A 21,597-nucleotide genomic window follows, 5' to 3' on the forward strand; every position below is an offset into this window, starting at 1 on the left:
GAGGCAGCCATCGCGACACGACAGGTGTCAGACACCCGGCGCGCCGACCGTTGCCGTGGCGCGGGCCGGCAGGCCGGGTATCTGACACCGCCCGGGGAGGCAGCCATCGCGACATGACAGGTGTCAGACACCCGGCGCGCCGGCCGTTGCCGTGGCGCGGGCCGGCAGGCCGGGTGTCTGACACCCTCTGTGGGCGGCGTGTCCTGCACATCCAGGAAACCTGCCGCTCTCCCAATATGCGACTGCATGACGACCCTATCGTTGCTGCGCCAGGAACTCCGTCAGCACCCGTCCGGTATGGGAGCGCTCGCGCAATTCCATGACCTGCTCGGGCGAGCCCTCGGCCACCAGCCTGCCGCCGCCCGTGCCGCCTTCCGGCCCCAGGTCCAGCAGCCAGTCGGCCTCGGCGATCACGTCCAGGTTGTGTTCGATCACCACCACGGTATTGCCTGCCGCCACCAGCCGGTGCAGCACGTGGATCAGCTTTTCCACGTCGGCCATGGAAAGGCCCACCGTGGGCTCGTCCAGCACGTACAGCGTATGCGGAGCGCGCGAGGCGCGGCCCGTGGTGATGACGCCTTCGGTCAGGCGCGCCTTGGACAGCTCGGTGACCAGCTTGATGCGCTGCGCCTCGCCGCCGGACAGGGTGGGCGAGGGCTGGCCCAGGGTCAGGTAGCCCAGGCCGACGTCCTGCATCAGCTGCAGGGGCCGGTGGATCTTCGGATGCGCCGTGAAATAGTCCAGCGCGTCATCGACCTCCATATTGAGCACCTCGCCGGCATTCTTGCCGCGCATCTGCACCGACAGCGTATCGCTGTTGAAGCGCGCGCCGTTGCAGGCGTCGCACGGCACTTTCACGTCGGGCAGGAAGCTCATCTCGATGGTGCGCATGCCCTGGCCTTCGCAGACCGGGCAGCGGCCGTCGCCGGTGTTGAAGGAGAAGCGCGCCGCGCCCCAGCCGCGCATGCGCGCCTCGCGAGTGTCGGCGAACTGCCGGCGCACGTCGTCCCAGAAGCCGATATAGGTGGCCGGGCACGAGCGCGGCGTCTTGCCGATGGGGGTCTGGTCCACCTCCAGCACGCGGTCGATGGCCTGCCAGCCGGTGATTTCCTCGCAGCCGTTCCAGCGCGGCGCCTTGCCTTGCGAAACGGCCTGCACCAGGTTGTCCAGCAGCACTTCGCGCGCCAGGGTGGACTTGCCCGAGCCCGACACGCCCGTGACCACGCTCAGCCGGCCCACCGGGATGCGCGCGTCGACGTGGCGCAGGTTGTGCAGCCGCGCGCCGCGGATCTGCATCATGGGCGTGTCGGCCTCGACCGGCCGGCGGCCTTGCAAGGGGTGGGCCAGTGGCTTGGCCAGGTAGCGGCCCGTCACCGACTCGGGGTTGTCGATCAGGTCCTGCGCGGTGCCCTGCGCCACCACGCGGCCGCCGCGCACGCCGGCCCCGGGGCCGATGTCGATGATGTGCGAGGCGCGGCGGATGGTGTCGTCGTCGTGTTCGACCACCACCAGCGTGTTGCCGTTGCCTTCCAGGCGCGCCAGGGCGTCGAGCAGGATGCGGTTGTCGCGCGGGTGCAGGCCGATGGTGGGCTCGTCCAGCACGTAGCACACGCCCTGGAGGTTCGACCCCAGTTGCGCGGCCAGGCGGATGCGCTGCGCCTCGCCGCCGGACAGCGTGGGGGCGGCGCGGTCCAGCGCCAGGTAGTCCAGCCCGACTTCCTTCATGAAGTTCAGGCGGCCGCGGATTTCCGCCAGGATGTCGCGCGCGATCTCGCCCTCGCGGCCGCGCGCCACCAGGCCGGTGAAAAACGTGTGGGCGTCGGATACCGGCATGGCGGCCAGCTCGGCGATCGAGCGGTCGCGCCAGCGCACCGCCCGGGCCACGCGGTTCAGGCGCTGGCCGTCGCACTCGGTACAAACGCCGGCTTCGCCTTCGTAGGCGGCGTTCCAGGCGTTCTCCTCGCCGGTCTGCTCGGCGTCGAAGTCCTGCAGTTGCAGCCCGGTGCCGAAGCAGCCGGGGCACCAGCCGTGCTTGGAGTTGTACGAGAACAGGCGCGGGTCGGGCTCGGGAAAGCTGGTGCCGCACGACGGGCAGGCGCGCTTGACCGAGAAATGCTGCTGCTGCAGTTCACTGTCGAGCGCTTCGTGCAGCTTGTCGACCGGCCACACCATGCTCATCACGCCCTGGCCGTGTTCCAGGGCGCTCTTGACGGCCTGGCGCAGCGCCGCCTCGTTGTCGGGATCGACCACCAGGTCGGCCACCGGCAGCTCGATGGTGTGTTCCTTGTAGCGGTCCAGGCGCGGCCAGGGGCTTACCGGAATGAACGCGCCGTCGACCCGCAGATGCGTATGGCCCTTCGAGCCGGCCCATTTGGCCAGGTCGGTGTAGTAGCCCTTGCGCGCCGTCACCAGCGGCGCCAGCAGGCCGATATGGCGGCCCTTGTGCTCGCGCATCAGGCGCGCCACGATCTGGTCGGCGTTCTGCGGTTCGACCGCCACGTTGCAGTCCGGGCAATACTGCGTGCCCAGCTTCACGTACAGCAGGCGCAGGAAGTGATGGATCTCGGTCATGGTGGCCACGGTCGACTTGCGTCCGCCGCGGCTGGTGCGCTGCTCGATCGCCACCGTGGGCGGAATGCCGAAAATCGCGTCCACGTCCGGCTTGCCGGCCGGCTGCACGATGGCGCGCGCGTACGCATTGAGCGATTCCAGGTAGCGCCGCTGTCCTTCGTTGAACAGGATGTCGAATGCCAGCGTGGACTTGCCCGAGCCGGACACGCCGGTGATCACCGTGAACTTGTCGTGCGGGATCTCGACGTTGACGTTCTTCAAGTTGTGCTCGCGCGCATTGCGGATCTCGATCGCCTGCGCCTCGCGGCGGCGCCGCACCACCGATTGCAGCGGCGTGCCGCCGCCCGCGCCATAGGCCGCCACCGGTTCGGCCAGCACCGGCGTCAGGCCGGCCTGCTCGGCGATCTGCGCATCGGCGTCGTCGGCCACCACCACGTCGCCCGGCAGCACGCTGACCGCGTAGTCGCGCAGGGCCGCGCCGGTGTGCGAGCGCGGATTGTCCATCAGGTCCTGCGGCGTGCCCACGCCAACCACCTCGCCGCCGGCGTCGCCGCCTTCGGGGCCCAGGTCGATCAGCCAGTCGGCGGCGCGGATCACGTCCAGGTTGTGCTCGATCACCAGCAGCGTATGGCCCGCCGCCAGCAGCTTGCGGAACGCCCGCATCAGCCGCGCCACGTCGTCGAAGTGCAGGCCGGTGGTGGGTTCGTCGAACAGGAACAGGCTGCCTTTCTTGGCCACCTTGGCGGTGGCGATGCCGCTGCGCGCCGCCTCGGCCAGGTGGCCGGCCAGTTTCAGGCGCTGCGCCTCGCCGCCGGACAGGGTCGGCACGGGCTGGCCCAGCCGCACATACTCCAGGCCGACGTCGGCCAGCGGTGCCAGGCCGGTCTGCACGTCGCGCAGGCCCTTGAAGAAATCCAGCGCCTCGCTGACCGTCATTTCCAGCACCTGGTCCACCGAGGCGCTCTTGCCCAGGTGCTCCACGCGCACTTCCAGCACCTCGGGGCGGAAGCGCCGCCCGTCGCAATCGGGGCAGCGCAGGTAGACGTCGGACAGGAACTGCATCTCGACATGCTCGAAGCCGGTCCCGCCGCAGGTGGGGCAGCGGCCGTCGCCGCTGTTGAAGCTGAAGGTGCCGGCGGTGTAGCCGCGCTCGCGGGCCAGCGGCGCCTGCGCGAACAGCTTGCGGATGGCGTCGAAGGCGCCCACGTAGCTGGCGGGGTTGGAGCGCGCGGTCTTGCCGATGGGGGTCTGGTCCACCATCACCACGTCGGCGATCTGCTCGGCCCCGAGCAGGCGCTCGTAGGCGCCCGGTGCCTCGGTGGGCTTGCCCTGGTGCTTGAGCAGGGCCGGATACAGCACGTCCTGCACCAGGGTGGACTTGCCCGAGCCCGATACGCCGGTGACGCATACCAGCCGGCCCAGCGGCAGTTCGACCGAGACATTGCGCAGGTTGTGGGCGGTGGCGCCTTCCAGCACCAGGCGCGGCGTGTTGGCGGCCACCGGCATGGGACGCGGCGCCTCGACGCGCTGCCGCCCGCCCAGGTAATCGCCGGTGAGCGTGGGCGTGGCGCGCAATTGGGCGGGCGTGCCGTCGAACATGATGCGTCCGCCGCGCTCGCCCGGCCCCGGGCCGATGTCGATGATGCGGTCGGCCGCCACCATGACCTGCGGATCGTGCTCGACCACCACCAGCGTGTTGCCGGCGTTGCGCAGCCGGTGCATGACTTCCACCACGCGGTGCATGTCGCGCGGGTGCAGGCCGATGGACGGCTCGTCCAGCACGAACAGCGTGTTCACCAGCGAGGTGCCCAGCGCCGTGGTCAGGTTGATGCGCTGCACTTCGCCGCCCGACAGCGTGCGGCTCTGGCGGTCCAGCGTCAGGTAGCCCAGGCCTACGTCGCACAGGAACTTCAGGCGCGCGCGCACTTCGGCCAGCAGCAGGTCGGTGGCCGCATCCAGCGCGCCGCTGAACGACAGGGTGTCGAAGAACGTGCGCACGCGCTCGATGGGCAGCAGCATGACATCGTGGATCGACAGGCCATCCAGCGATTCGAGCTGTTCGCGGGTCCAGGCGGCGCTGGCCGGCATGAAGCGCTGGTAGCGTGCGTCGCCGGGCGGGAGCACTTGGTCGGCTTCCATTTTGCTGCCTAAGCGCCACAGCAGTGCGTCGGGCTTGAGCCGCGCGCCGTGGCAAGTGGGGCAGGGCGTGTAGCTGCGGTACTTGGACAGCAGCACGCGCACGTGCATCTTGTAGGCGCGGCTTTCCAGCCATGCGAAGAAGCGGTGCACACCGTACCACTGGGTTTTCCAGGCGTTGTTGCCGCCCTTCCAGTCGGGGTCGCCGTGCAGCACCCAGTCGCGTTGCGCCTCCGTCATGGCCCTCCAGGGCACTGACATGGGCACGCCGGCGCGCGGCGCGTACTTGGCCATGTCGTCCTGGCATTCCTTGAACGAGGGCGTCTGCCAGGGCTTGATGGCGCCCTCGCGCAGGGTCTTGTTCTCGTCGGGAATGACCAGGCCGTAGTCGATGCCGATGACCCGTCCGAAGCCCCGGCAGGTCTCGCACGCGCCCAGCGGCGAATTGAACGAGAAGCTGCTGGGCAGCGGGTCGGTGTATTCGATGTCGCAGTCGGCGCAGTGCAGGCGGTCGCTGTATTTCCACACTTGCGCATCGGCGCCGTCGTCGTCCAGCACGTGCACCGCCATGTGGCCGCCGCCCATGCGCAGGGCAGTGTCCAGCGCTTCCATGACGCGCTCGCGTTCGGCGCCCGACCAGCGGAAGCGATCCTGCACCACGTGCAGGATGCGGCGCTCGCCGGCCGCCGCCGCGGCCTTGGTCTTGCCCTTGCCCGCCCGGCCCTTGCCGGCGGCCGGCGCGCGCGCCGCGGCGCTTTCTTCATGGTGCACGCGCGTATAGCCCTGCTGCTCGAGGAAGCCGCGTACTTCGTCTTCGGTGAAATTGGCGGGCACCGCGATGGGGAAGGTCACCACCAGGCGCGCGTCGCCGGTGGCCGGCGACCGTTGCGCCAGCGAGGCGTGGATCGAGTCCGGCGTGTCGCGCCGCACTTCGGTGGCGCAGCCCCGGCAATACAGCTTGGCGCCGCGCGCGAACAGCAGCTTGAGATGGTCGTTCAGCTCGGTCATGGTGCCGACCGTGCTGCGCGAGCTGCGCACCGGGTTGGTCTGGTCGATGGCGATGGCCGGCAGGATGCCTTCGATGCGGTCGACCTGCGGCTTGTCCATGCGGTCCAGAAACTGGCGCGCATAGGGCGAGAAGGTTTCCACGTAGCGGCGCTGGCCTTCGGCGTACAGCGTGTCGAAGGCCAGCGAACTCTTGCCCGAACCCGACACCCCGGTAATGACCACCAGCTCGCCGGTGGCGAGCGTCAGGTCGAGGTTCTTCAGGTTGTTCTGGCGTGCGCCGACAATGCGAATGTGGGAGCTCATGGCGGGGAGGGGAAGGGCAGGACGAGGATGGCCGGGAAGGCGACAGGATATCGCTGAAAATATCTGTATATATAAACAGTATCTCAGATTCTCATTATTCCCGGTAGCGCGCCATCGACAGGAGGAGAATCGCCGTGGATAATGCCTATATTGTGAATATATTGTCCATATTATGGTCAATTATGGCGGCCGGTGCGGGTTCCGGCAGCTTGCCGATGCGATGATAATGAATACCGGGCGCGGGCCTTGCCGCGCCGCCCGCCGGACCTTTTGCGAGACACCCATGAATTCCGAAGCTGCCGCCGCCCCGCTGTCCCGATTGATGGCCGACCGCGTCGTGCCGGTACTGCGCTACGGCGATGCCGCCACTGCCGGCTATGCGGCCGAGATCGCCATCCAGGCGGGCTGCGCCGCGCTCGAGCTCACCTGGACCATTCCCGGCGTGGCCGACCTGGTGCGCGCCCTGCGCGACAAGCACGGCGACGCGCTGGCGCTGGGCGTGGGGACCGTGCTCGATGAAGCCCAGGCGCGCGAGGCGCTGGTGGCCGGCGCCGATTTCATCGTCTCGCCCGGACTGGTGCCCGGCATTGCCGACATGGCCCATGCGGCGGGCGCGTTGTGCCTGCTGGGCGCCTTCACGCCCAGCGAAGTGCTGCAGGCGCGCCGCGCCGGCGCCGACATCGTGAAGATCTTCCCGGCCGACACGGGCGGCCCGCGCCACCTCGCCGCATTGAAATCGGTGTTCCCCGACACGGTGTTCTGCCCCACCGGCGGCGTGACGCGGCAGAACATGGGCGAATACTTCGCCGCCGGCGCGGCCCTGGTGGGCATTGGCGGCAACCTGTACGACAAGACGGCCTTCGCCGCGCGCGACACCGCCGCGCTGGTGCGCCAGGTCATGCAGACGCGCGAGGCCGCCCATGGCTGATTTCGACATCGTGGGGCTGGGCGAGGCGCTCATCGAATTCAACCAGACGCGCCGCGGCGAGCCCCAATACCTGCAGGGCTATGGCGGCGACACCTCCAACGCGGTCATTGCCGCGGCGCGCCAGGGCGCGCGCTGCGCCTACCTGACGCGCGTGGGCGGCGATGCCTTCGGCGAGCAGATCCTGCAGCTCTGGCGCGCCGAGGGGGTCGATACCTCGGGCGTGCGGGTCGACGAACAGGCGCACACCGGCGTGTACTTCGTGCAGCATGGCGCCGACGGCCACGTGTTCAGCTACCTGCGCCGCGATTCCGCCGCCAGCCGCATGCAGCCGGGCGATCTGGACAGCAGCCTGCTGGAGCGCACCCGCTACCTGCACGTGTCGGGCATCAGCCTGGCGATCAGCGCCAGCGCCTGCGACACCGCGTTCGCCGCCATCGAGCGCACGCGCGGCGCGGGCGGGCTGCTCAGCCTCGATTCCAACCTGCGCCTGCGCCTGTGGCCGGTCGCCCGTGCCCGCGCGATCCTGCGCGAAGCCTTGAGCATGGCCGACCTGTTCCTGCCCAGCATGGACGACCTGCGCCATCTCACCGGCCACACCGACCCGGACCGCACGCTCGACTGGATCCGCGCCGCCGGCGCGCCGGGCGTGGTGGTGCTGAAGCTCGGCAAGGACGGCGCCATCGTCGATGACGGCCGCGAGCGTCGGGCCGTGCCGGGCGTGACGGTGCAGGCCGTGGACGCCACCGGCGCGGGCGACTGCTTCGCCGGCAACCTGCTGGCGCGCCGCTGCGCCGGCGACGACTGGCTGGCCGCCGTGCGCTACGCCAATACCGCCGCGGCCCTGTCGACCACCGGCTACGGCGCCGTGGATCCGCTGCCGCGCCCCGCCGCGGTGCAGGCGCGGCTGCGCGCCGGACAGGCCGGGCCGGCCTAGGCCGGCTGGCGGCCAAGCCGTTTTCAGGCTAGAATGCCGAGTTATTCCGTTTTTTGCCACCAGCCTGTAGCCCCTGGCCAGGACCGATCCGGTTTCTTTCCAAGGGCGCGCCGGGCGGGTTTGGGCACCATCGAACCTTACCGGAGAATCCATCATGGCTGAGCGTAAACGCGTCCGTCGCAACACCCTGGAACGCCGTTGCCTGGGCAAGTCGTTCAAGCGCCTGTTCGTCAACGCGCCCAAGGGCGTCTTCAAGATGCTGGAAAAGATCAAGCGCGTGTAATTCGCCCGCTTGCACAAAAAACCGCCGGCTGCCGGCGGTTTTTTTTCGCCTGCCTGCCGGCCCTATTGCGCGGCCGCCAGGTGCGCCCGGCCCACCAGCGTCTTCCAGCGCGCCACCTCGGCCTGCACGAAGCTGCCCAGTTCCTGCGGGGTGCCGGACTGCGCCTCGGCGCCCTGCTCGTGGAATTTGTCGATCACGCCCGGGTCCCGCAGGGCGGTGTTCAGCGCCGCGTTCAGGCGCGCGACGATGGCCGCGTCGGTGCCGGCCGGCGCGAACAGCGCATACCACTGCGGCACGCTGACGTCCGGCACGCCCAGCTCGGCCAGGGTAGGCACGTCCTTCAGGGCCTCGGCGCGGCGGTCGCCCGCCAGCGCCAGCGCCTTGACCTTGCCCGACGCCAGGTGCGGATAGGCGCTGAACAGGCTCGGGAACATGACCTGGGTGACGCCGGCCAGCGTGTCGGTCATGGCCGGCGCCGATCCCTTGTAGGGCACGTGCAGCATCTCGATGCCGGTGCGCAGCTTGAACAACTCGGCGGCCACATGCGGCGCGGTGCCCAGGCCGGCCGAGGCATAGCTGAGGCTTTCAGGGTCTTTGCGGGCCTGGGCGATCAGCGCGTCCACCGAATCGATGTGGGCGCTGCTGGACACCACCAGCAGGGTCGGCGAGGAGGCCATCATGCCGATAGGCTGGAAGTCGCGCACCGGGTCGTAGCGCAAGTGCTGCAAGGCCGGGTTGATGCCGTGCGTGGCGATGTAGCCCAGCATGATGGTGTAGCCGTCGGGCGTCGATTGCGCCACGTATTCGCTGGCGATCGCACCCTGCGCGCCGGCCTTGTTCACCACGATGACCGGCTGTCCCAGCGCGGCGCCCATTTTCTCGCCCACCACGCGCGCCAGCGTATCGTTGCCGCCGCCGGGCGCGGTGGGCACCACCAGCGTGATGGGGCGTTCCGGCCATGCCGCCTGGGCGGCCGCCGCGGCGCCGGCGCAGAGCAGGGCCGCGCAGGCGCGCAGCGCGTGGAATGGGATGCGGGAAAGAATCGGCATGTTTGTCTCCGTGAGTGTTCTTCGATGGGCCGGTCGCCGCGCGCCTCAGAATAGGCCGGCGGGCACGTACAGCTGGCCGTCCATGATCTTGCGGGCCGTACGGATCAGGCTGGCGGCGCGCACGCGGCCGGCGGCCGGCGCGGCGGCGATCTCGATGTCGATCTCGATGCGCCCGGCGGGGTGCGCCACGGCAATGCGGTGCCGGCCGGCCGGCCGCGCCGCCAGGGCGGGGCAGGCCACTGTCCCGGGCGTGACGAAGGCCGTGGCCACGCCGATGGCGCCCGTCACCGCATGCGAGCGATGGCAGCTCGCCGGCGTGAAATAGCGCGACACCACTTCATCGGGCGTGGCGCCGGGGCTGACCACGACCGGCTTGGGCACCACGCTGTGCGCGACCTCGCCCAGGCCCATGCGCCGGGCGGCCTGCCGCCGCAACGATTCCAGCCGCGCCAGCAGGCCGGCGTCGGCGTCCAGGGCGGCCGGCGTCTCGTCGCCGCGCAATCCCAGCGCTTGCGCCGCGATCATGACCAGCGGCATGGCCGCGTCGATACACGTGACCCATATGCCATCGACCAGGTCGCGTGGCTGGCCGGTGGGGAACAGCCGTCCCGAGGTCTTGCCCCAGGCGTCGACAAAATCGAGCCGGATCGGCGCCCCGGTGCCGCTAACACCGTCGATGCGCGCGTCGCCTTCGTATTCGGGCCGGCCATCCGGTGTCTGCACGGTGGCGTCGATGGTGGACTGGGTGTTCACATTGAAGATGCGCACCCGCGTCTCGCCCCGGCGGCCCCGCACCAGGCCCTGGTCGATGGCGAACGGGGCCACGCCCGACAGCATATTGCCGCAATTCGGCCGCGTATCGACGGCGGCGCGGTCGACGCTGACCTGCGCGAACAGGTAGTCGACGTCGCAGCCGGGGCGGCGCGAGGGCGCCACGATGGCGACTTTGCTGGTCAGGGCGTGGCCGCCGCCCAGGCCGTCGACTTGCAATTCATGCGGCGAGCCCATCGCGCACAGCAGCACGCGGTCGCGCCGCGCGGGGTCGGGCGGCAGCCAGTCGGCGCGGAAGAAGGGGCCGCGCGAGGTGCCGCCGCGCATCAGTACACAGGGAATGGCTTTCAACATGATCGGCATCATCGAACAAATGCCATAATCAGTGAATTGCAAGTTTTATATTGATTAGTGCATGGCACGCATCAAATTCGATTTGCAGGAACTACAGGCTTTCGTGGCGGTGGCGGAACGCTCCAGCTTCCGCGCCGCCGCCGATGACCTGCACCTGTCGCAGCCGGCGCTCAGCCGGCGCATCGAGAAACTGGAAACCCTGCTGGGCGCGCGCCTGCTCGAGCGCACCACGCGCCGCGTGGCGCTCACCCAGGTGGGGCGCGTCTTCCTGGAGCGTTCGCGCGCCGCGCTGGATGAACTGGAAAGCGCCATTCTGGGCGTCGATGACCTGGCCGGACAGCTCAGCGGGCTGGTGACTGTGGCCTGCGTGCCGTCCGCCGCGTATTACTTCCTGCCCTCGGTGCTGCGCGAGTTCGCCGCCCGCCACCCGCGCATCCGGGTGCGGGTGATCGACGAGGGGGCCAATGCCGTGCTCAACGCGGTCACGTCCGGCCGTGCCGATTTCGGCATCAATTTCGTCGGCACCCAGGACGCGGAAGTCGATTTCCGCGCCATCTTCAAGGAAAGCTTCGTGCTGGCGGTGCGCAACGACCATCCGCTGGCGGGCCGCAAGAATCTCATGTGGGACGAGCTGGCCGGCGAGCGCTTCATGACGGTCGCCAAGGAAAGCGGCAATCGCCTGTTGATCGATGTGGCGCTGGCCAAGGCCGGCAAGCGCGCCATGAGCGCGTTCGAGGTCAGCCACATATTGACGCTGCTGGGCATGGTGGAAGCAGGGCTGGGCGTCGCCGCGGTGCCGCAACTGGCCCTGCCGCTGACCACGCACCCGACGCTGGTGGGCGTGCCGCTGTCCAGGCCGCGCGTCAGCCGCACGCTGGGCCTGATCGTGCGGCGCGGCCGGCCTCTCTCGCCGGCCGCCCGGGTGCTGTATACGCTATTGAAAGATGCCGGCCGCGCGGCGCGTGGCTGAAATAGGCCTTGCCCGCCGGCGCGGGCCGTCTCATTCGACCGGATCCAGCCAGGGGCGCAGGAAGTCCATGAAGACGCGCGTCTTGGCCGGCAGCACGGGCGACGGGAACACCGCGAACACCGACAGCGGGTCGGTGCTCCAGCCCGGCAGGATGCGGCGCAGGCCGTTGCGATGGATGATGGGCGCCAGGGCGCGGCAATTGGGCAGCCGCGTGATGCCCAGCCCCAGTCCCGCGAGCGTGCCGATGACGCTGATATTGTTGCCGGCGATCGCGCCCCGGATTTGCACGCGCTCGCTGCGCTCGCCGTTGCGCAGGGTCCAGAACGAATGCTCGTGGTCGATGGCGGTGCGCAGGCATTCGTGCGCGGCCAGGTCGCCCGGCTGGCGCGGTTCGCCGTGCGCCTGCAGGTATTCCTGCGACGCATACAAATAGCTTTCCAGCGCGACGATCTCGCGCACGGCCGGGTCTTCCGCCGCGCCGGGCTCGGCCGCGGCCGGATGGCGGTCGAAGCGCAGCGCGATATCGAACGGGCCGCCCTGCGAATTCTCGACAGCCTTCTGGTTCAGGTCGAACTCGCATTCCAGGTCGGGATAGCGCTCGGTGAACGCCTTGAGCGCCTCAGGCAGCAGCCAGATGGCCATGCTGTACGGAATGGAAATGCTGAGCCGTCCCTGCGGGCTGGCGGACAGGGCGAGGATCTGTTCATGCGCCAGGCGGGCTTCGTCGACCAGTCCCTGGCAGCGCCGGAGGTAGGCGGCGCCCGCGTCGGTCAATTCCAGCCGCCGCGTATTGCGATTGATCAGCCGCAGGCCGATGGCGCGCTCCAGTTGGCCGATACGACGCGACAAGGTCGATGTCGGCATGGACAGTGCGCGGGCAGCCAGGCTGAAACTCTTGCGCCGGGCCACCTCGACGAACAGCGCAATATCGTTGAGCTGGACGGGATGGGATTCCATGAATATTCCGGATGGCGGGGCAGAGTTTACCCGCCGCGGCCGCCGTAGAAGCCCGGTTTCGTACAAAAATGAAAAAACATGACAGATTTTTTTGCAAAATCAGGCGGGTCGGATACGTTGACAACACGCATATCCCATACACTGGAGCCCTTGTTTTTACCCATCACATAATCAGAACAGACCGTCGCAGTCGTCCACCCGCGAGCCGGCACAGCGCATGAGTGACCCGCATTACGTGTTTACGGTACTGACGCCCACCTATAACCGGGCCGCCACGCTGTACCGTGTCTATGAATCCCTCAGGCGGCAGACCTGTCGCAATTTCGAGTGGCTGGTCGTCGACGACGGCTCCACCGACCGCACGCACGAGGCCGTGCTGGCCTGGCAGGCGCAGGCCGATTTCCCCATACGCTACGTCTGGCAGAAGAACCAGCACAAGAAAACCGCTTTCAACCGCGGAGTGCGCGAGGCGCGCGGCGAATTCATCATCACCCTCGACAGCGACGACGAAATCCCTCCCGATGCGCTGCAGATCCTGCGGGACGCATGGGAGCGCATCCCGCCCGACCGGCGCGATGCCTATGTGGCGGTCACCGGGCTGTGCGCCCGTCCCGACGGCACCATCGTGGGCGATCGCTTTCCCCAGGATGTCTTCGACACTTCGGCGGTCGAGCTGTATTTCCGCCACCGTATCAAGGGTGAAAAATTCGGCAGCATGCGCACCGAAGTGTTGCGCCGCTTTCCGTTCCCCGAGGACGTCGCCGGCTTCGTGCCGGAAAGCCTGATCTGGTGGGCCATGGCGCGCGCCGGCTATCTCAGCCGCTGTATCAACCAGGTGGTGCGCATCTATCACCCCAGCGCCGACGGCTTGAGCCGCGGGGCCGTTTCGGTGCGCAACAATGTGCAAGGCTTGTATCTATTGGCCTGGGACATCCTGCAGCATCACATGGACTGGTTCCGCTACCGGCCCAAGGAGTTCCTGATGGCCGCGGCGCGCTATACGCGCTTCCGCCTCGATCTCGAATATTCGGGCCTGCCCACGGCGGTACGGGCCTACCGCCTGACGCAGCCGGCGGCGCGCGCCCTGGTGCTGCTCATGTGGCCGCTGGGATATCTGCTGTACCGGCGCGACCGGCGGCGCGGGCTGGCGTAGCGCAGCTTGACTTAGCGCGCGCTCTAACTTCTAGCATGGCCGGCATGGAATCCTTCCTCACCATCGAGCAGATGGCGCGCCGGGCCGGGCTGAGCGCGCATGCGCTGCGCTATTACGAGCGCATCGGCCTGATCCGCGATGTGCCGCGGGGGCCGGGCGGCCAGCGCCGCTACGGTCCGGGCGAGATCGCGTGGGTGGAATTCCTGCTGCGCCTGCGAAACACCGGCATGCCCATTGCGCAAATGCGGGAGTTCGCGGCGCTGCGCCATGCGGGAGACGCCACCGCCAGTGCGCGGCGCGCCATGCTGGAGCGCCACCTGGACCAGGTACGGGCGCAGCTCGACGCGCTGGCCCGCGCGGCCGGCGCGCTGGAGTCCAAGATCGCCGTCTATCGCGCCATGGAAGGCGCTGCCGCATCGGCTTCCTCCTCATCTTCGTCAAGGAACCGCGATGCACAACCCACACTTCGACCCCAATCCGTCCGCCGGCGCGCCCGACCGCTTTGAGCGGGGCCTGGAAAAACTGCGGGAGATCGACGGCGCGGCCGGCCAGGCCGTGGTCGACAGCCTGGCCGACATCGCGCCAGACTTCGCCCGCTACCTGATCGAGTTCCCGTTCGGCGACATCTACGCGCGGCCCGGCCTGTCGATGCGCGATCGCGAGATCGCCGTGGTGGCGGCCCTGGCCGCGCTCGGCCATGCCCAGCCCCAGCTTGGCGTGCACGTCCAGGCCGCGCTGAACGTGGGCGTCACGCGCGACGAGATCGTCGAGATCCTCATGATGATGTCCGTCTATGCCGGCTTCCCGGCGGCCCTTAATGCCTTGTCCACCGCGCGCGCCGCGTTCCGGGCCCATGCGGGCGAGGCTCATCGGGCGGCACAGGTGTCAGGCACCTCCGCCGGAGGTGTCTGACACCTATGAACAAGCTACCGGAGTTCCAGCGCACCTGGCAGGCCTGGTGTATGACACCGGGGGTGTCAGACACCTTGTATCTTGCGCGCAGTGGTGATTAGCTATTGCCACTAGCGGATCTGGTGAGCTGGTTCAGACACCTCTGGGCGGTCTACCGGGCCTCCGGCCCGCCTTCATCCTCGTCGTCCTCGTCCTCTTCATCGTCGTCGGGCAGCGGTTCGTCGCCCAGCGCGAAGGGCAGCACGTCGGCCAGTTGGTCGGACCAGGCGGCTTCTTCGCCTTGCTGGTCGAGCTTGACGAAGCGCTCGCCCTCGGCGAGGGTGATCTGTATGGCCCACAGGTACAGGCAATCGTAGGTATCGTCGTCGGACGGGTCGAGCCCGCCGCGGTTGCCCAGCAGGCGCGCGGCGGGGCCGCCCAACTGCACGTGGGGCTGCTGGTCGTCCGGCGCATCCTGGCCCAGCGGGATGCCGAAGGTGACCCATTCGGTGCCTTCCTCGCCCAGCTCGACTTCGGCCAGCACCGGCTTGCCCAGGTAGGCACTGAGGGCATCGGCGGTCTTGGCCAGCATGTCCAGTTCCTGGGTGCTGAAATGGGTCAATGAGGCCGGCGGCGTGGCGGAGGCGGACATGGCGGTTCCTGTGGGCGCGGGGGCGCTGCGGTGGTGGATTCGGACAGCGATATTGTCGCGCGTTTGCGCCCGCATTTCGCGCCGCCGGGCCCGGCGGCGCTAATATCGCGGCTTTTCCGCCGTCTTTCCCGCCGCCAGTTCCGCCCGACCATGCCACACGCCACGCCCGCGCCGTCGCCCCGCCACATGTTGTTCCCGTTGCTCGCGGCCCTGATCTGGTCGCTGAACATGGTGGTCACCAAGATGGCCGCGGCCGTCATCGCGCCGGCCACCATCGGCTTCTACCGCTGGGTGCTGGCGGCGCTGGTGCTCACGCCGCTGGTCCTGCCGCGCGTGTTGCGCCAGCGCCATGCCATCGTCCCGCACCTGGCCAGGCTGGCGGTGCTGGGCGCGCTGGGCATGGCCGTGTACCAAGGGCTGACCTACGTAGCCGCGGCCACCACCACGGCCACCAACATGGGCATCATTACCGCCATGGTGCCGTTGCTGACCATCGCGCTGGGTTGCCTGCTGCTGCGCGAGCGTCCCGCCGCCACGGCGCTGCTGGGCGGCGCGCTGTCGCTGGCCGGCCTGGGCGTCTTGCTGGGCGAGGGCGATCCGGCCCGGCTGCTGGCCGTGGGCGGCAGGCCCGGGGATGCCTTGATGGGCCTGGCGGCGCTGGCTTATGCGCTGTACGGGGTGCTGCTGCGCCGCTGGTCGCTGCCGATCGGGCTGTGGCAATCGCTGTATGTGCAGGTGCTGTTCGGCATCCTGTTCCAGCTGCCCTGGTTCCTGCTGGCGCCCGCATCGCCGCTCACGGCCGCCAACCTGCCGCTGGTGCTGTACGCGGGCATTTTCCCGTCATTGTTCGCGCCGTATCTGTGGATGCAGGGCGTGCGCCACCTGGGGCCGAGCCGGGCCAGCATCTTCCTGAACCTGATGCCGGTGGGCACCGTGGCGATCGCCGCCGCCGCGCTGGGCGAAGTGCCGCACCTGTATCACGTGGCGGGCGGCCTGATGGCGCTGGCCGGCGTCAGCCTGGCGCAGTGGCGGCCGCGCGGCGCGGCGCGCCGGCCCGCCTGAACGGTTCCGGCCTACAATCGTCGTTTCTGTCCGATTCCCGTCTTTCTGCATACGAGCCCATGGCCCAATACGTCTACACCATGAACCGCGTCGGCAAGATCGTGCCGCCCAAGCGGCAGATCCTGCGCGACATCTCCCTCTCGTTTTTCCCTGGCGCCAAGATCGGCGTGCTGGGCCTGAACGGCTCGGGCAAGTCGACGCTGCTCAAGATCATGGCAGGCGTCGACAAGGAGATCGAAGGCGAGGCCGTGCCCATGCCGGGCCTGAACATCGGCTACCTGCCGCAAGAGCCGCAGCTCGATCCCGCGCATACGGTGCGCCAGGCGGTCGAGGAAGGCCTGGGCGCGGTCGTGAACGCCAAGAAGCGCCTCGACGAAGTCTACGCGGCCTATGCCGAGCCGGACGCCGACTTCGACGCGCTGGCCGCCGAGCAGGCCGAACTGGAAGCCGTCATCGCGGCAGCCGCTTCCAGCGGCGCCGACGACATCGAACACCAGATGGAGATCGCCGCCGACGCCCTGCGCCTGCCGCCCTGGGACGCGGTGGTCGGCAACCTGTCCGGCGGCGAGAAGCGCCGCGTGGCACTGTGCCGCCTGCTGCTGTCCAAGCCCGACATGCTGCTGCTGGACGAACCCACCAACCACCTCGACGCCGAAAGCGTCGAATGGCTGGAGCAGTTCCTGCACAAGTTCCCCGGCACCGTGGTGGGCGTGACCCACGACCGCTACTTCCTCGACAATGCGGCCGAATGGATCCTCGAACTGGATCGCGGCCATGGCATTCCCTGGAAGGGCAACTACAGCTCGTGGCTCGAGCAGAAGGAAGCCCGCCTCAAGCAGGAAGAAGCCGCTGAATCGGCGCGCCAGAAGACCATCAAGAAAGAACTCGAGTGGGTGCGCCAGAACCCCAAGGGCCGCCAGGCCAAGGCCAAGGCCCGCCTGTCGCGTTTCGAAGAGCTGTCTTCCTACGAATACCAGAAGCGCAACGAGACCCAGGAAATCTTCATCCCGGTGGGCGAGCGCCTCGGCAACGAGGTCATCGAGTTCGACAACGTCAGCAAGGCCTATGGTGACCGCCTGCTGATCGACAACCTCAGCTTCAAGGTGCCGCCCGGCGCCATCGTCGGCATCATCGGCGCCAACGGCGCCGGCAAATCGACCTTGTTCCGCATGATCGCCGGCCGCGAGCAGCCCGATTCGGGCGAGATCAGGATCGGCCAGACCGTCAAGCTGGCGTTCGTCGACCAGTCGCGCGATTCGCTGCAGGACAACAAGACCGTGTTCGATGCCGTGTCCGACGGCGCCGACCTGCTCACGGTGGGCAAGTTCGAGATGTCCTCGCGCGCCTACCTGGGCCGCTTCAACTTCAAGGGCGCCGACCAGAACAAGATCGTCGGCCAGCTTTCGGGTGGCGAGCGCGGCCGGCTGCACCTGGCCAAGACGCTGGTCGCCGGCGGTAACGTGCTGTTGCTGGACGAACCGTCCAACGACCTCGACGTGGAAACCCTGCGCGCCCTGGAAGACGCGCTGCTGGAATTCCCCGGCTGCGTCATGGTGATCAGCCACGACCGCTGGTTCCTGGACCGCATCGCCACGCACATCCTGGCTTTCGAAGGCGACTCCCAAGTGGTGTTCTTCGACGGCAACTACCAGGAATACGAGGCCGACAAGAAGCGCCGCCTGGGCGAAGAGGGCGCCAAGCCGCGCCGCCTGCGCTACAAGGCCCTCAAGTAAGAGGCCCGCCATGCTGCTGCAAGCCGCCGATTCGACGCTGCTGGTGGTCGACATGCAGGAACGCCTGGTGCCGGCCATCGCCGGCGCCGACGCGATGCTGGGGACCGCGCACAAGCTGGCGCAGGGCGCGCGCCTGCTCGGCGTGCCGGTGGTCGCCACCGAACACAACAGCGGCGCGCTGGGGGCAACCGTGGCGCCCCTGCGCGATTCGGTACAGGCGGTGTTCCAGAAACGGCATTTCTCGGCGGCGCGCGAGCCCGGTTTCGAGGCCTGGCTGCCGCCGGCCCGGCATACCGTGCTGGTGGTGGGTTGCGAGGCGCACGTCTGCGTGCTGCAGACCATCGTGGGCCTGCTGGAACTGAACTATCGCGCGGTGCTGGTGTCAGATGCCGTAGGGTCGCGCCGGCCCGACGACCGCCATGCCGGCATGCGCCGCATCCGCGCCGCGGGGGCCACGGTCGTCACCGCCGAGATGGCTTTGTTCGAGTGGCTGGAAACCTGCGATCACCCGCAGTTCCGCGACGTGTTACGTTTAGTGAAATAGTCGCGGCCGGGCGCAACATCTGCCGGCATCAACGCATGGCTTGCCTACCCCTGGATACAATTTATGGGCATCCCTAACAGCTCCGGACGGCGTATTTTGCGATTCTGAAGGTTCAAAGTATGTGAGGGGACGCGGTAGTGCCGGTAGTGGCCTGTCTGGTTGTCAGCGCGCTTCCCGGGCACAAGAATAGGAGCCTCATCATGATGAAAATTGGTACTTTCTCGAAGATTTGCACGGCCATCGTGCTGGCCGCCTCGGTGGCGGGTTGTTCGTCCTGGGACAGCATGAGCCGTCGCCAGAAAAGCACGGTGGGCGGCGCGGCCATCGGCGGCGTGGCCGGTGCCGTGATCAGTAACGGCGGCATCCTGGGCACCGTCGGCGGCGCCGCCTTGGGTGGCATCATCGGCGACCAGGTCGGCAAGTAAGCCGCGTCGCCCACCGCCCAGGCAAGCAGCGCTGCCTGCCACGCACGGAAGGCCCGATACCGGTTCGAACCGGTGCCGGGCTTTTTTTGCGGCTGCCCGCGCGCCGCGGACGGCCGGGAAGATGCGGGCGTCCGCGCTTACCGGGCGTCCGGGCCGGCGTCGTCCGGAAGAATCACGAACGCCTGCGGCTGGCCGTCCAGATAGCGCACGCGGAACGGCTGGCCCGCGGCGGGATAGCGCACCTCGTGCCGGCTGGGATAGACATTGAAATCGGAACTGTCGAAGTGCGTTTCTATGCGCTCGCCATCGGCTTTTTGCAGCATGACGGTATAACGCCGCACGGGGCGGTCGTTATAGATATTGCCGGTCTCCCTGCTGGAGACGATCACGGCCTGCCCGGGCGTTCCATAGTGGTAAACCAGCGGGGCCGTCAGGCGCGAGCCAAAGAAAAACAGCGCGGGCGTGCCGAACGGAATGCAGATCATCAAGGCGCCGATCGCCACCATGAGCGGCGTGCTGGATTGCGGCACTCCCATCAGCCGGGCGACTGCCGCCAGCAATAACACCAGGGCGACGATAAGCACGGGAAACGGCCATACCTTGTCGGCCACCCAGACCAGTAACGACACCAGAGCTTCCATCATGATGGTCCTATGTGCGGGCGCTCAGGCAGCCAGCACCAGCACGGTAAGCTGGCTGGGGGCCACGCGGCAGGAAACCGGGCAATTGATGAGGTTCGCCGGCCCGATGCTGGTCACCCGCGTGCTGGGCGTGCCCCGGACGATGACCGTGAACGCGCCGGTGAGGTGCTGCTGCCTCGACATCACGGTCTGCGACACCAGCCCCAGCCCGATGCCGGGAGTATCGCCCATGGTCAGCGGGCGGACGCTCATCAAGTTGTGCCAGGGGCCGCCGCCGGCTAGCACATTGAACGCAATCGGGATGGTCAAGGGCCCCAGGGCGATATTCGGATAAGGAATGGGCGGGATGGGGGTCTTGCAGACATCCGGAAAACCCAGATCCAATCCGCCAAACTGTGCATTTGCAAACATGAGCCTGTCCTTGGATATATTGCAGGGAGTCCTAGCCGACGAGAATCTGCTTGCCGTCGGCTTTCACCAACGTTTCGCCATTGATGAGCGTCGTATTCCCGCTTAGCCGGGCGATGAAATCCGCCGCATAGTCGAGGTTGATGGCCTTGACTGTATCGGTGCCGGTCACGTAGCGCGCAGACCGGCCCGTGGTTTCGCTCACGGACCGGAAATACGATTCCCGCTGGTCGCCCGTGTACCGGGCCGTCATGGCGGCGACATCGAGCTCGACACTGGCCAGCGTATAGCGCTGGCTCTCGACGGCCCAATCTGCGGCTTCGATGGCGCCCGAGCGCGCTTTCAGGCTGAAGGCGTCCGTCGCTATCGCAACGCGGTCGTTTGCCGTCAGGGAGAGCCTGTCCGCGGACAAGGCCAGCTCGCCGTCGACCCGCAGGTTCGCGCGCCCGCCGGCGCCTTGCTCCAGCACCGCAATAATGTAAAGCCCGCCCGCGGCATCGCCCGATACCAGCACCTTGTCGCCCGGCTCGGGCATCAGCAGGCAGCTGGCCGCGCGCTTGACCCGGTATTGGCGCCCATGTTCGCGATTGCTGACGGTAAAGTGGACACTGTCGTGCGCGTCGACCAGGAACGCGCTGTGCACATGGATGTCGCCGCTGAACGAATTCGCCGGCTTTTGCAGCAGCGGGTCCAGGGGTCCGGCGTCGCCGTCCGTCCCGCAAGCGGCTTCCTCCGGGATGCCGTTGTCCCGTTGTCGATGGTTCATGACAATTTCACCCATTGTTCGGCGCGCAGCAGTTCATGGTCCGGGGGCAGGATGCCGGCCCTGGACCCATAGCGGGTTTCGTGATCGATGACCGCATGGTGCGTGCTGCGCATGAAGCGCCCGCCGCTGAAATCGGCATGGCTGATATTGGAATAAGAGAAATCCGTGAAACTCATGCTGCAGTCGGAGAAGTCGGCGTGCTGCAGGTTGGCGCGAGTCAGTATCGTCATGTTCATGTCGGCGCCACGGAATACAGCGCCTTCGCAGTTGGCGCCGGAAAAGTTGGCGCATTCGAGTTGCGCGCCGGCAAATACGGCATGGGACGCGTCGGCATCCAGCACCAAGGCCTGCCGCATATTGGCCTGGACGAATCGGCACGCCTGCAGCCCGCAGCCCTTGAAACATGCCTGCGCCAGGTCCGCATGCGAAAAATCGCTGCCCGCCATATCGCTGTCGGTGAACTGGCTCTGGACCAGCTGCGCGCCCTGGAAATCATAGTCTCTCGCGCGGCACTCCATCGCGATCAGGTTGGTGAAACGGGCATTCTCCAGCTCCAGGTTGCCGAAATCGAAGTCGGCCAGTACCAGGTGCAGGAAGGCGGAGTCCTGGAACCGCAGCCGTACCTGTTGATTGCCGGACATGACCAGCTTTTTCACCTGGGACGCCTCTATGCGCAGATCGAGGACCGGCGCGTTGACCAGCGAGCCTTCGGCGTACTGGCATTCACTGAATACGCACCCTTCAAAGGCGCATGCGAGGAACTGGTGCGCATTCAGCGTGGCGCCTTCGAAGACACAATCCACGAACCGGCAGCTCGTGAATATGCAATCCTTGAGCGTTGTCGCCGACCAGCGCACGCCGGAAAAGACCACCGTATCGACATGGCATGAGCGCCAGTCCATTTCCGTAAAAGTGTTGTGTTCAAAAATACACTGGCTGATCTCCGCCCCATGCCACGCCATGGCCTGCCATGACAGGCCTTTCCATAGCAGGCCTGTGACGGGTTCTCCATTGTCCACTTGGGCGAGGAATTGCTGTTGTGCTGCCTGGGGCTGCAT

The 21,597-nt window shown here is 67.7% G+C and carries 20 protein-coding genes; 11 read left to right on the forward strand and 9 right to left on the reverse strand.

The window, feature by feature from the left end:
- Window positions 1–255: 255 nt before the first annotated feature.
- Window positions 256–6,018 (reverse strand): excinuclease ABC subunit UvrA, encoded by a 5,763-nt coding sequence (uvrA, locus tag ACKTT0_RS13605; protein ID WP_407850398.1) that lies wholly within the window; start codon window positions 6,016–6,018, stop codon window positions 256–258.
- 283 nt (window positions 6,019–6,301) lie between these two features.
- Between uvrA and ACKTT0_RS13610 the strand changes: the two genes are divergently transcribed.
- From ACKTT0_RS13610 to ACKTT0_RS13620, 3 genes are all read left to right on the forward strand, one after another.
- Entirely contained in the window at window positions 6,302–6,946 is a 645-nt protein-coding gene (locus tag ACKTT0_RS13610; RefSeq protein ID WP_407850399.1) for a bifunctional 4-hydroxy-2-oxoglutarate aldolase/2-dehydro-3-deoxy-phosphogluconate aldolase, read from the forward strand.
- On the forward strand, window positions 6,939–7,880 hold the full coding sequence (locus ACKTT0_RS13615; RefSeq protein WP_407850400.1) for a sugar kinase: 942 nt from the start codon (window positions 6,939–6,941) through the stop codon (window positions 7,878–7,880). Before ACKTT0_RS13610 ends, ACKTT0_RS13615 begins: the two co-directional genes overlap by 8 nt.
- 154 nt (window positions 7,881–8,034) lie before the next feature.
- Complete coding sequence (locus tag ACKTT0_RS13620) at window positions 8,035–8,163, forward strand: hypothetical protein (protein ID WP_005016451.1); 129 nt, start codon at window positions 8,035–8,037, stop codon at window positions 8,161–8,163.
- Between the two features lie 62 nt (window positions 8,164–8,225).
- Here the strand turns inward: ACKTT0_RS13620 and ACKTT0_RS13625 are convergent, their stop codons facing one another.
- Window positions 8,226–9,212, reverse strand: a complete 987-nt coding sequence (locus ACKTT0_RS13625; protein ID WP_407850401.1) for a Bug family tripartite tricarboxylate transporter substrate binding protein — start codon at window positions 9,210–9,212, stop codon at window positions 8,226–8,228.
- 45 nt (window positions 9,213–9,257) lie between these two features.
- Window positions 9,258–10,337, reverse strand: coding sequence for a 4-oxalomesaconate tautomerase (locus tag ACKTT0_RS13630; protein ID WP_407850402.1), 1,080 nt, complete (start codon window positions 10,335–10,337; stop codon window positions 9,258–9,260).
- A gap of 61 nt (window positions 10,338–10,398) precedes the next feature.
- Between ACKTT0_RS13630 and ACKTT0_RS13635 the strand changes: the two genes are divergently transcribed.
- Window positions 10,399–11,307 (forward strand): LysR family transcriptional regulator, encoded by a 909-nt coding sequence (locus ACKTT0_RS13635; protein ID WP_407850403.1) that lies wholly within the window; start codon window positions 10,399–10,401, stop codon window positions 11,305–11,307.
- 30 nt (window positions 11,308–11,337) lie between these two features.
- On the opposite strand, the gene ACKTT0_RS13640 is transcribed toward ACKTT0_RS13635, so the two are convergent.
- The gene (locus ACKTT0_RS13640) at window positions 11,338–12,264 is read right to left on the reverse strand and encodes a LysR family transcriptional regulator (RefSeq protein WP_407850404.1); all 927 of its coding nucleotides are present in this window, start codon (window positions 12,262–12,264) and stop codon (window positions 11,338–11,340) included.
- Between the two features lie 217 nt (window positions 12,265–12,481).
- Between ACKTT0_RS13640 and ACKTT0_RS13645 the strand changes: the two genes are divergently transcribed.
- The 3 genes from ACKTT0_RS13645 to ACKTT0_RS13655 are packed head-to-tail and all read left to right on the forward strand — an operon-like array spanning window position 12,482 to window position 14,329.
- Window positions 12,482–13,417 carry a glycosyltransferase family 2 protein gene (locus ACKTT0_RS13645; RefSeq protein WP_407850405.1) on the forward strand — a complete coding sequence of 312 codons (936 nt, stop codon included), beginning with the start codon at window positions 12,482–12,484 and terminating at the stop codon, window positions 13,415–13,417.
- Between the two features lie 44 nt (window positions 13,418–13,461).
- Entirely contained in the window at window positions 13,462–13,923 is a 462-nt protein-coding gene (locus ACKTT0_RS13650; RefSeq protein ID WP_407850406.1) for a MerR family transcriptional regulator, read from the forward strand.
- Window positions 13,868–14,329 (forward strand): carboxymuconolactone decarboxylase family protein, encoded by a 462-nt coding sequence (locus ACKTT0_RS13655; protein WP_407850407.1) that lies wholly within the window; start codon window positions 13,868–13,870, stop codon window positions 14,327–14,329. The genes ACKTT0_RS13650 and ACKTT0_RS13655 overlap by 56 nt, the downstream gene beginning before the upstream one ends.
- 151 nt (window positions 14,330–14,480) lie before the next feature.
- Here ACKTT0_RS13655 and ACKTT0_RS13660 read toward each other — a convergent pair whose 3' ends face one another.
- Complete coding sequence (locus ACKTT0_RS13660; RefSeq protein ID WP_407850408.1) at window positions 14,481–14,960, reverse strand: hypothetical protein; 480 nt, start codon at window positions 14,958–14,960, stop codon at window positions 14,481–14,483.
- 150 nt (window positions 14,961–15,110) lie between these two features.
- Here ACKTT0_RS13660 and ACKTT0_RS13665 point away from each other — a divergent pair, with 150 nt between their 5' ends.
- From ACKTT0_RS13665 to ACKTT0_RS13680, 4 genes are all read left to right on the forward strand, one after another.
- On the forward strand, window positions 15,111–16,022 hold the full coding sequence (locus ACKTT0_RS13665; protein ID WP_407850409.1) for a DMT family transporter: 912 nt from the start codon (window positions 15,111–15,113) through the stop codon (window positions 16,020–16,022).
- A 59-nt stretch (window positions 16,023–16,081) separates the two neighbouring features.
- The gene (gene ettA, locus ACKTT0_RS13670) at window positions 16,082–17,755 is read left to right on the forward strand and encodes an energy-dependent translational throttle protein EttA (RefSeq protein WP_407850410.1); all 1,674 of its coding nucleotides are present in this window, start codon (window positions 16,082–16,084) and stop codon (window positions 17,753–17,755) included.
- Between the two features lie 10 nt (window positions 17,756–17,765).
- The gene (locus ACKTT0_RS13675) at window positions 17,766–18,299 is read left to right on the forward strand and encodes an isochorismatase family protein (protein ID WP_407850411.1); all 534 of its coding nucleotides are present in this window, start codon (window positions 17,766–17,768) and stop codon (window positions 18,297–18,299) included.
- 203 nt (window positions 18,300–18,502) lie between these two features.
- On the forward strand, window positions 18,503–18,724 hold the full coding sequence (locus ACKTT0_RS13680; RefSeq protein WP_407852430.1) for a glycine zipper 2TM domain-containing protein: 222 nt from the start codon (window positions 18,503–18,505) through the stop codon (window positions 18,722–18,724).
- 137 nt (window positions 18,725–18,861) lie between these two features.
- Here the strand turns inward: ACKTT0_RS13680 and ACKTT0_RS13685 are convergent, their stop codons facing one another.
- From ACKTT0_RS13685 to ACKTT0_RS13700, 4 genes are read right to left on the reverse strand one after another with little or no spacing between them, the layout of a single operon-like run.
- Window positions 18,862–19,368: a hypothetical protein gene (locus tag ACKTT0_RS13685; protein WP_407850412.1), complete on the reverse strand. Its 507-nt coding sequence runs from the start codon at window positions 19,366–19,368 to the stop codon at window positions 18,862–18,864.
- Between the two features lie 21 nt (window positions 19,369–19,389).
- A complete protein-coding gene (locus ACKTT0_RS13690; protein ID WP_407850413.1) occupies window positions 19,390–19,776 on the reverse strand; it encodes a PAAR-like domain-containing protein in 387 nt (128 codons plus the stop codon).
- Window positions 19,777–19,807: 31 nt separating this feature from the next.
- Complete coding sequence (locus ACKTT0_RS13695) at window positions 19,808–20,539, reverse strand: DUF3540 domain-containing protein (protein WP_407850414.1); 732 nt, start codon at window positions 20,537–20,539, stop codon at window positions 19,808–19,810.
- Complete coding sequence (locus tag ACKTT0_RS13700) at window positions 20,536–21,597, reverse strand: pentapeptide repeat-containing protein (protein WP_407850415.1); 1,062 nt, start codon at window positions 21,595–21,597, stop codon at window positions 20,536–20,538. The genes ACKTT0_RS13695 and ACKTT0_RS13700 overlap by 4 nt, the downstream gene beginning before the upstream one ends.

It is taken from the genome of Bordetella saccharivorans (assembly GCF_045862855.1).
GTDB lineage: Bacteria > Pseudomonadota > Gammaproteobacteria > Burkholderiales > Burkholderiaceae_B > Bordetella_A > Bordetella_A petrii_F.

What these genes read in the sequence shown, in the direction of transcription:
- ACKTT0_RS13635 (WP_407850403.1), top strand. Translation starts at nt 10,399, where the DNA reads ATGGCACGCATCAAATTCGATTTGCAGGAACTACAGGCTTTCGTGGCG.
- ACKTT0_RS13645 (WP_407850405.1), top strand. Translation starts at nt 12,482, where the DNA reads ATGAGTGACCCGCATTACGTGTTTACGGTACTGACGCCCACCTATAAC.
- ACKTT0_RS13685 (WP_407850412.1), bottom strand. Translation starts at nt 19,368, where the DNA reads ATGATGGAAGCTCTGGTGTCGTTACTGGTCTGGGTGGCCGACAAGGTA.
- ACKTT0_RS13660 (WP_407850408.1), bottom strand. Translation starts at nt 14,960, where the DNA reads ATGTCCGCCTCCGCCACGCCGCCGGCCTCATTGACCCATTTCAGCACC.
- ACKTT0_RS13690 (WP_407850413.1), bottom strand. Translation starts at nt 19,776, where the DNA reads ATGTTTGCAAATGCACAGTTTGGCGGATTGGATCTGGGTTTTCCGGAT.
- ACKTT0_RS13610 (WP_407850399.1), top strand. Translation starts at nt 6,302, where the DNA reads ATGAATTCCGAAGCTGCCGCCGCCCCGCTGTCCCGATTGATGGCCGAC.
- ACKTT0_RS13675 (WP_407850411.1), top strand. Translation starts at nt 17,766, where the DNA reads ATGCTGCTGCAAGCCGCCGATTCGACGCTGCTGGTGGTCGACATGCAG.
- ettA (WP_407850410.1), top strand. Translation starts at nt 16,082, where the DNA reads ATGGCCCAATACGTCTACACCATGAACCGCGTCGGCAAGATCGTGCCG.
- ACKTT0_RS13695 (WP_407850414.1), bottom strand. Translation starts at nt 20,539, where the DNA reads ATGAACCATCGACAACGGGACAACGGCATCCCGGAGGAAGCCGCTTGC.
- ACKTT0_RS13625 (WP_407850401.1), bottom strand. Translation starts at nt 9,212, where the DNA reads ATGCCGATTCTTTCCCGCATCCCATTCCACGCGCTGCGCGCCTGCGCG.
- ACKTT0_RS13655 (WP_407850407.1), top strand. Translation starts at nt 13,868, where the DNA reads ATGCACAACCCACACTTCGACCCCAATCCGTCCGCCGGCGCGCCCGAC.
- uvrA (WP_407850398.1), bottom strand. Translation starts at nt 6,018, where the DNA reads ATGAGCTCCCACATTCGCATTGTCGGCGCACGCCAGAACAACCTGAAG.
- ACKTT0_RS13680 (WP_407852430.1), top strand. Translation starts at nt 18,503, where the DNA reads ATGAAAATTGGTACTTTCTCGAAGATTTGCACGGCCATCGTGCTGGCC.
- ACKTT0_RS13640 (WP_407850404.1), bottom strand. Translation starts at nt 12,264, where the DNA reads ATGGAATCCCATCCCGTCCAGCTCAACGATATTGCGCTGTTCGTCGAG.
- ACKTT0_RS13700 (WP_407850415.1), bottom strand. Translation starts at nt 21,597, where the DNA reads ATGCAGCCCCAGGCAGCACAACAGCAATTCCTCGCCCAAGTGGACAAT.
- ACKTT0_RS13615 (WP_407850400.1), top strand. Translation starts at nt 6,939, where the DNA reads ATGGCTGATTTCGACATCGTGGGGCTGGGCGAGGCGCTCATCGAATTC.
- ACKTT0_RS13665 (WP_407850409.1), top strand. Translation starts at nt 15,111, where the DNA reads ATGCCACACGCCACGCCCGCGCCGTCGCCCCGCCACATGTTGTTCCCG.
- ACKTT0_RS13650 (WP_407850406.1), top strand. Translation starts at nt 13,462, where the DNA reads ATGGAATCCTTCCTCACCATCGAGCAGATGGCGCGCCGGGCCGGGCTG.
- ACKTT0_RS13620 (WP_005016451.1), top strand. Translation starts at nt 8,035, where the DNA reads ATGGCTGAGCGTAAACGCGTCCGTCGCAACACCCTGGAACGCCGTTGC.
- ACKTT0_RS13630 (WP_407850402.1), bottom strand. Translation starts at nt 10,337, where the DNA reads ATGTTGAAAGCCATTCCCTGTGTACTGATGCGCGGCGGCACCTCGCGC.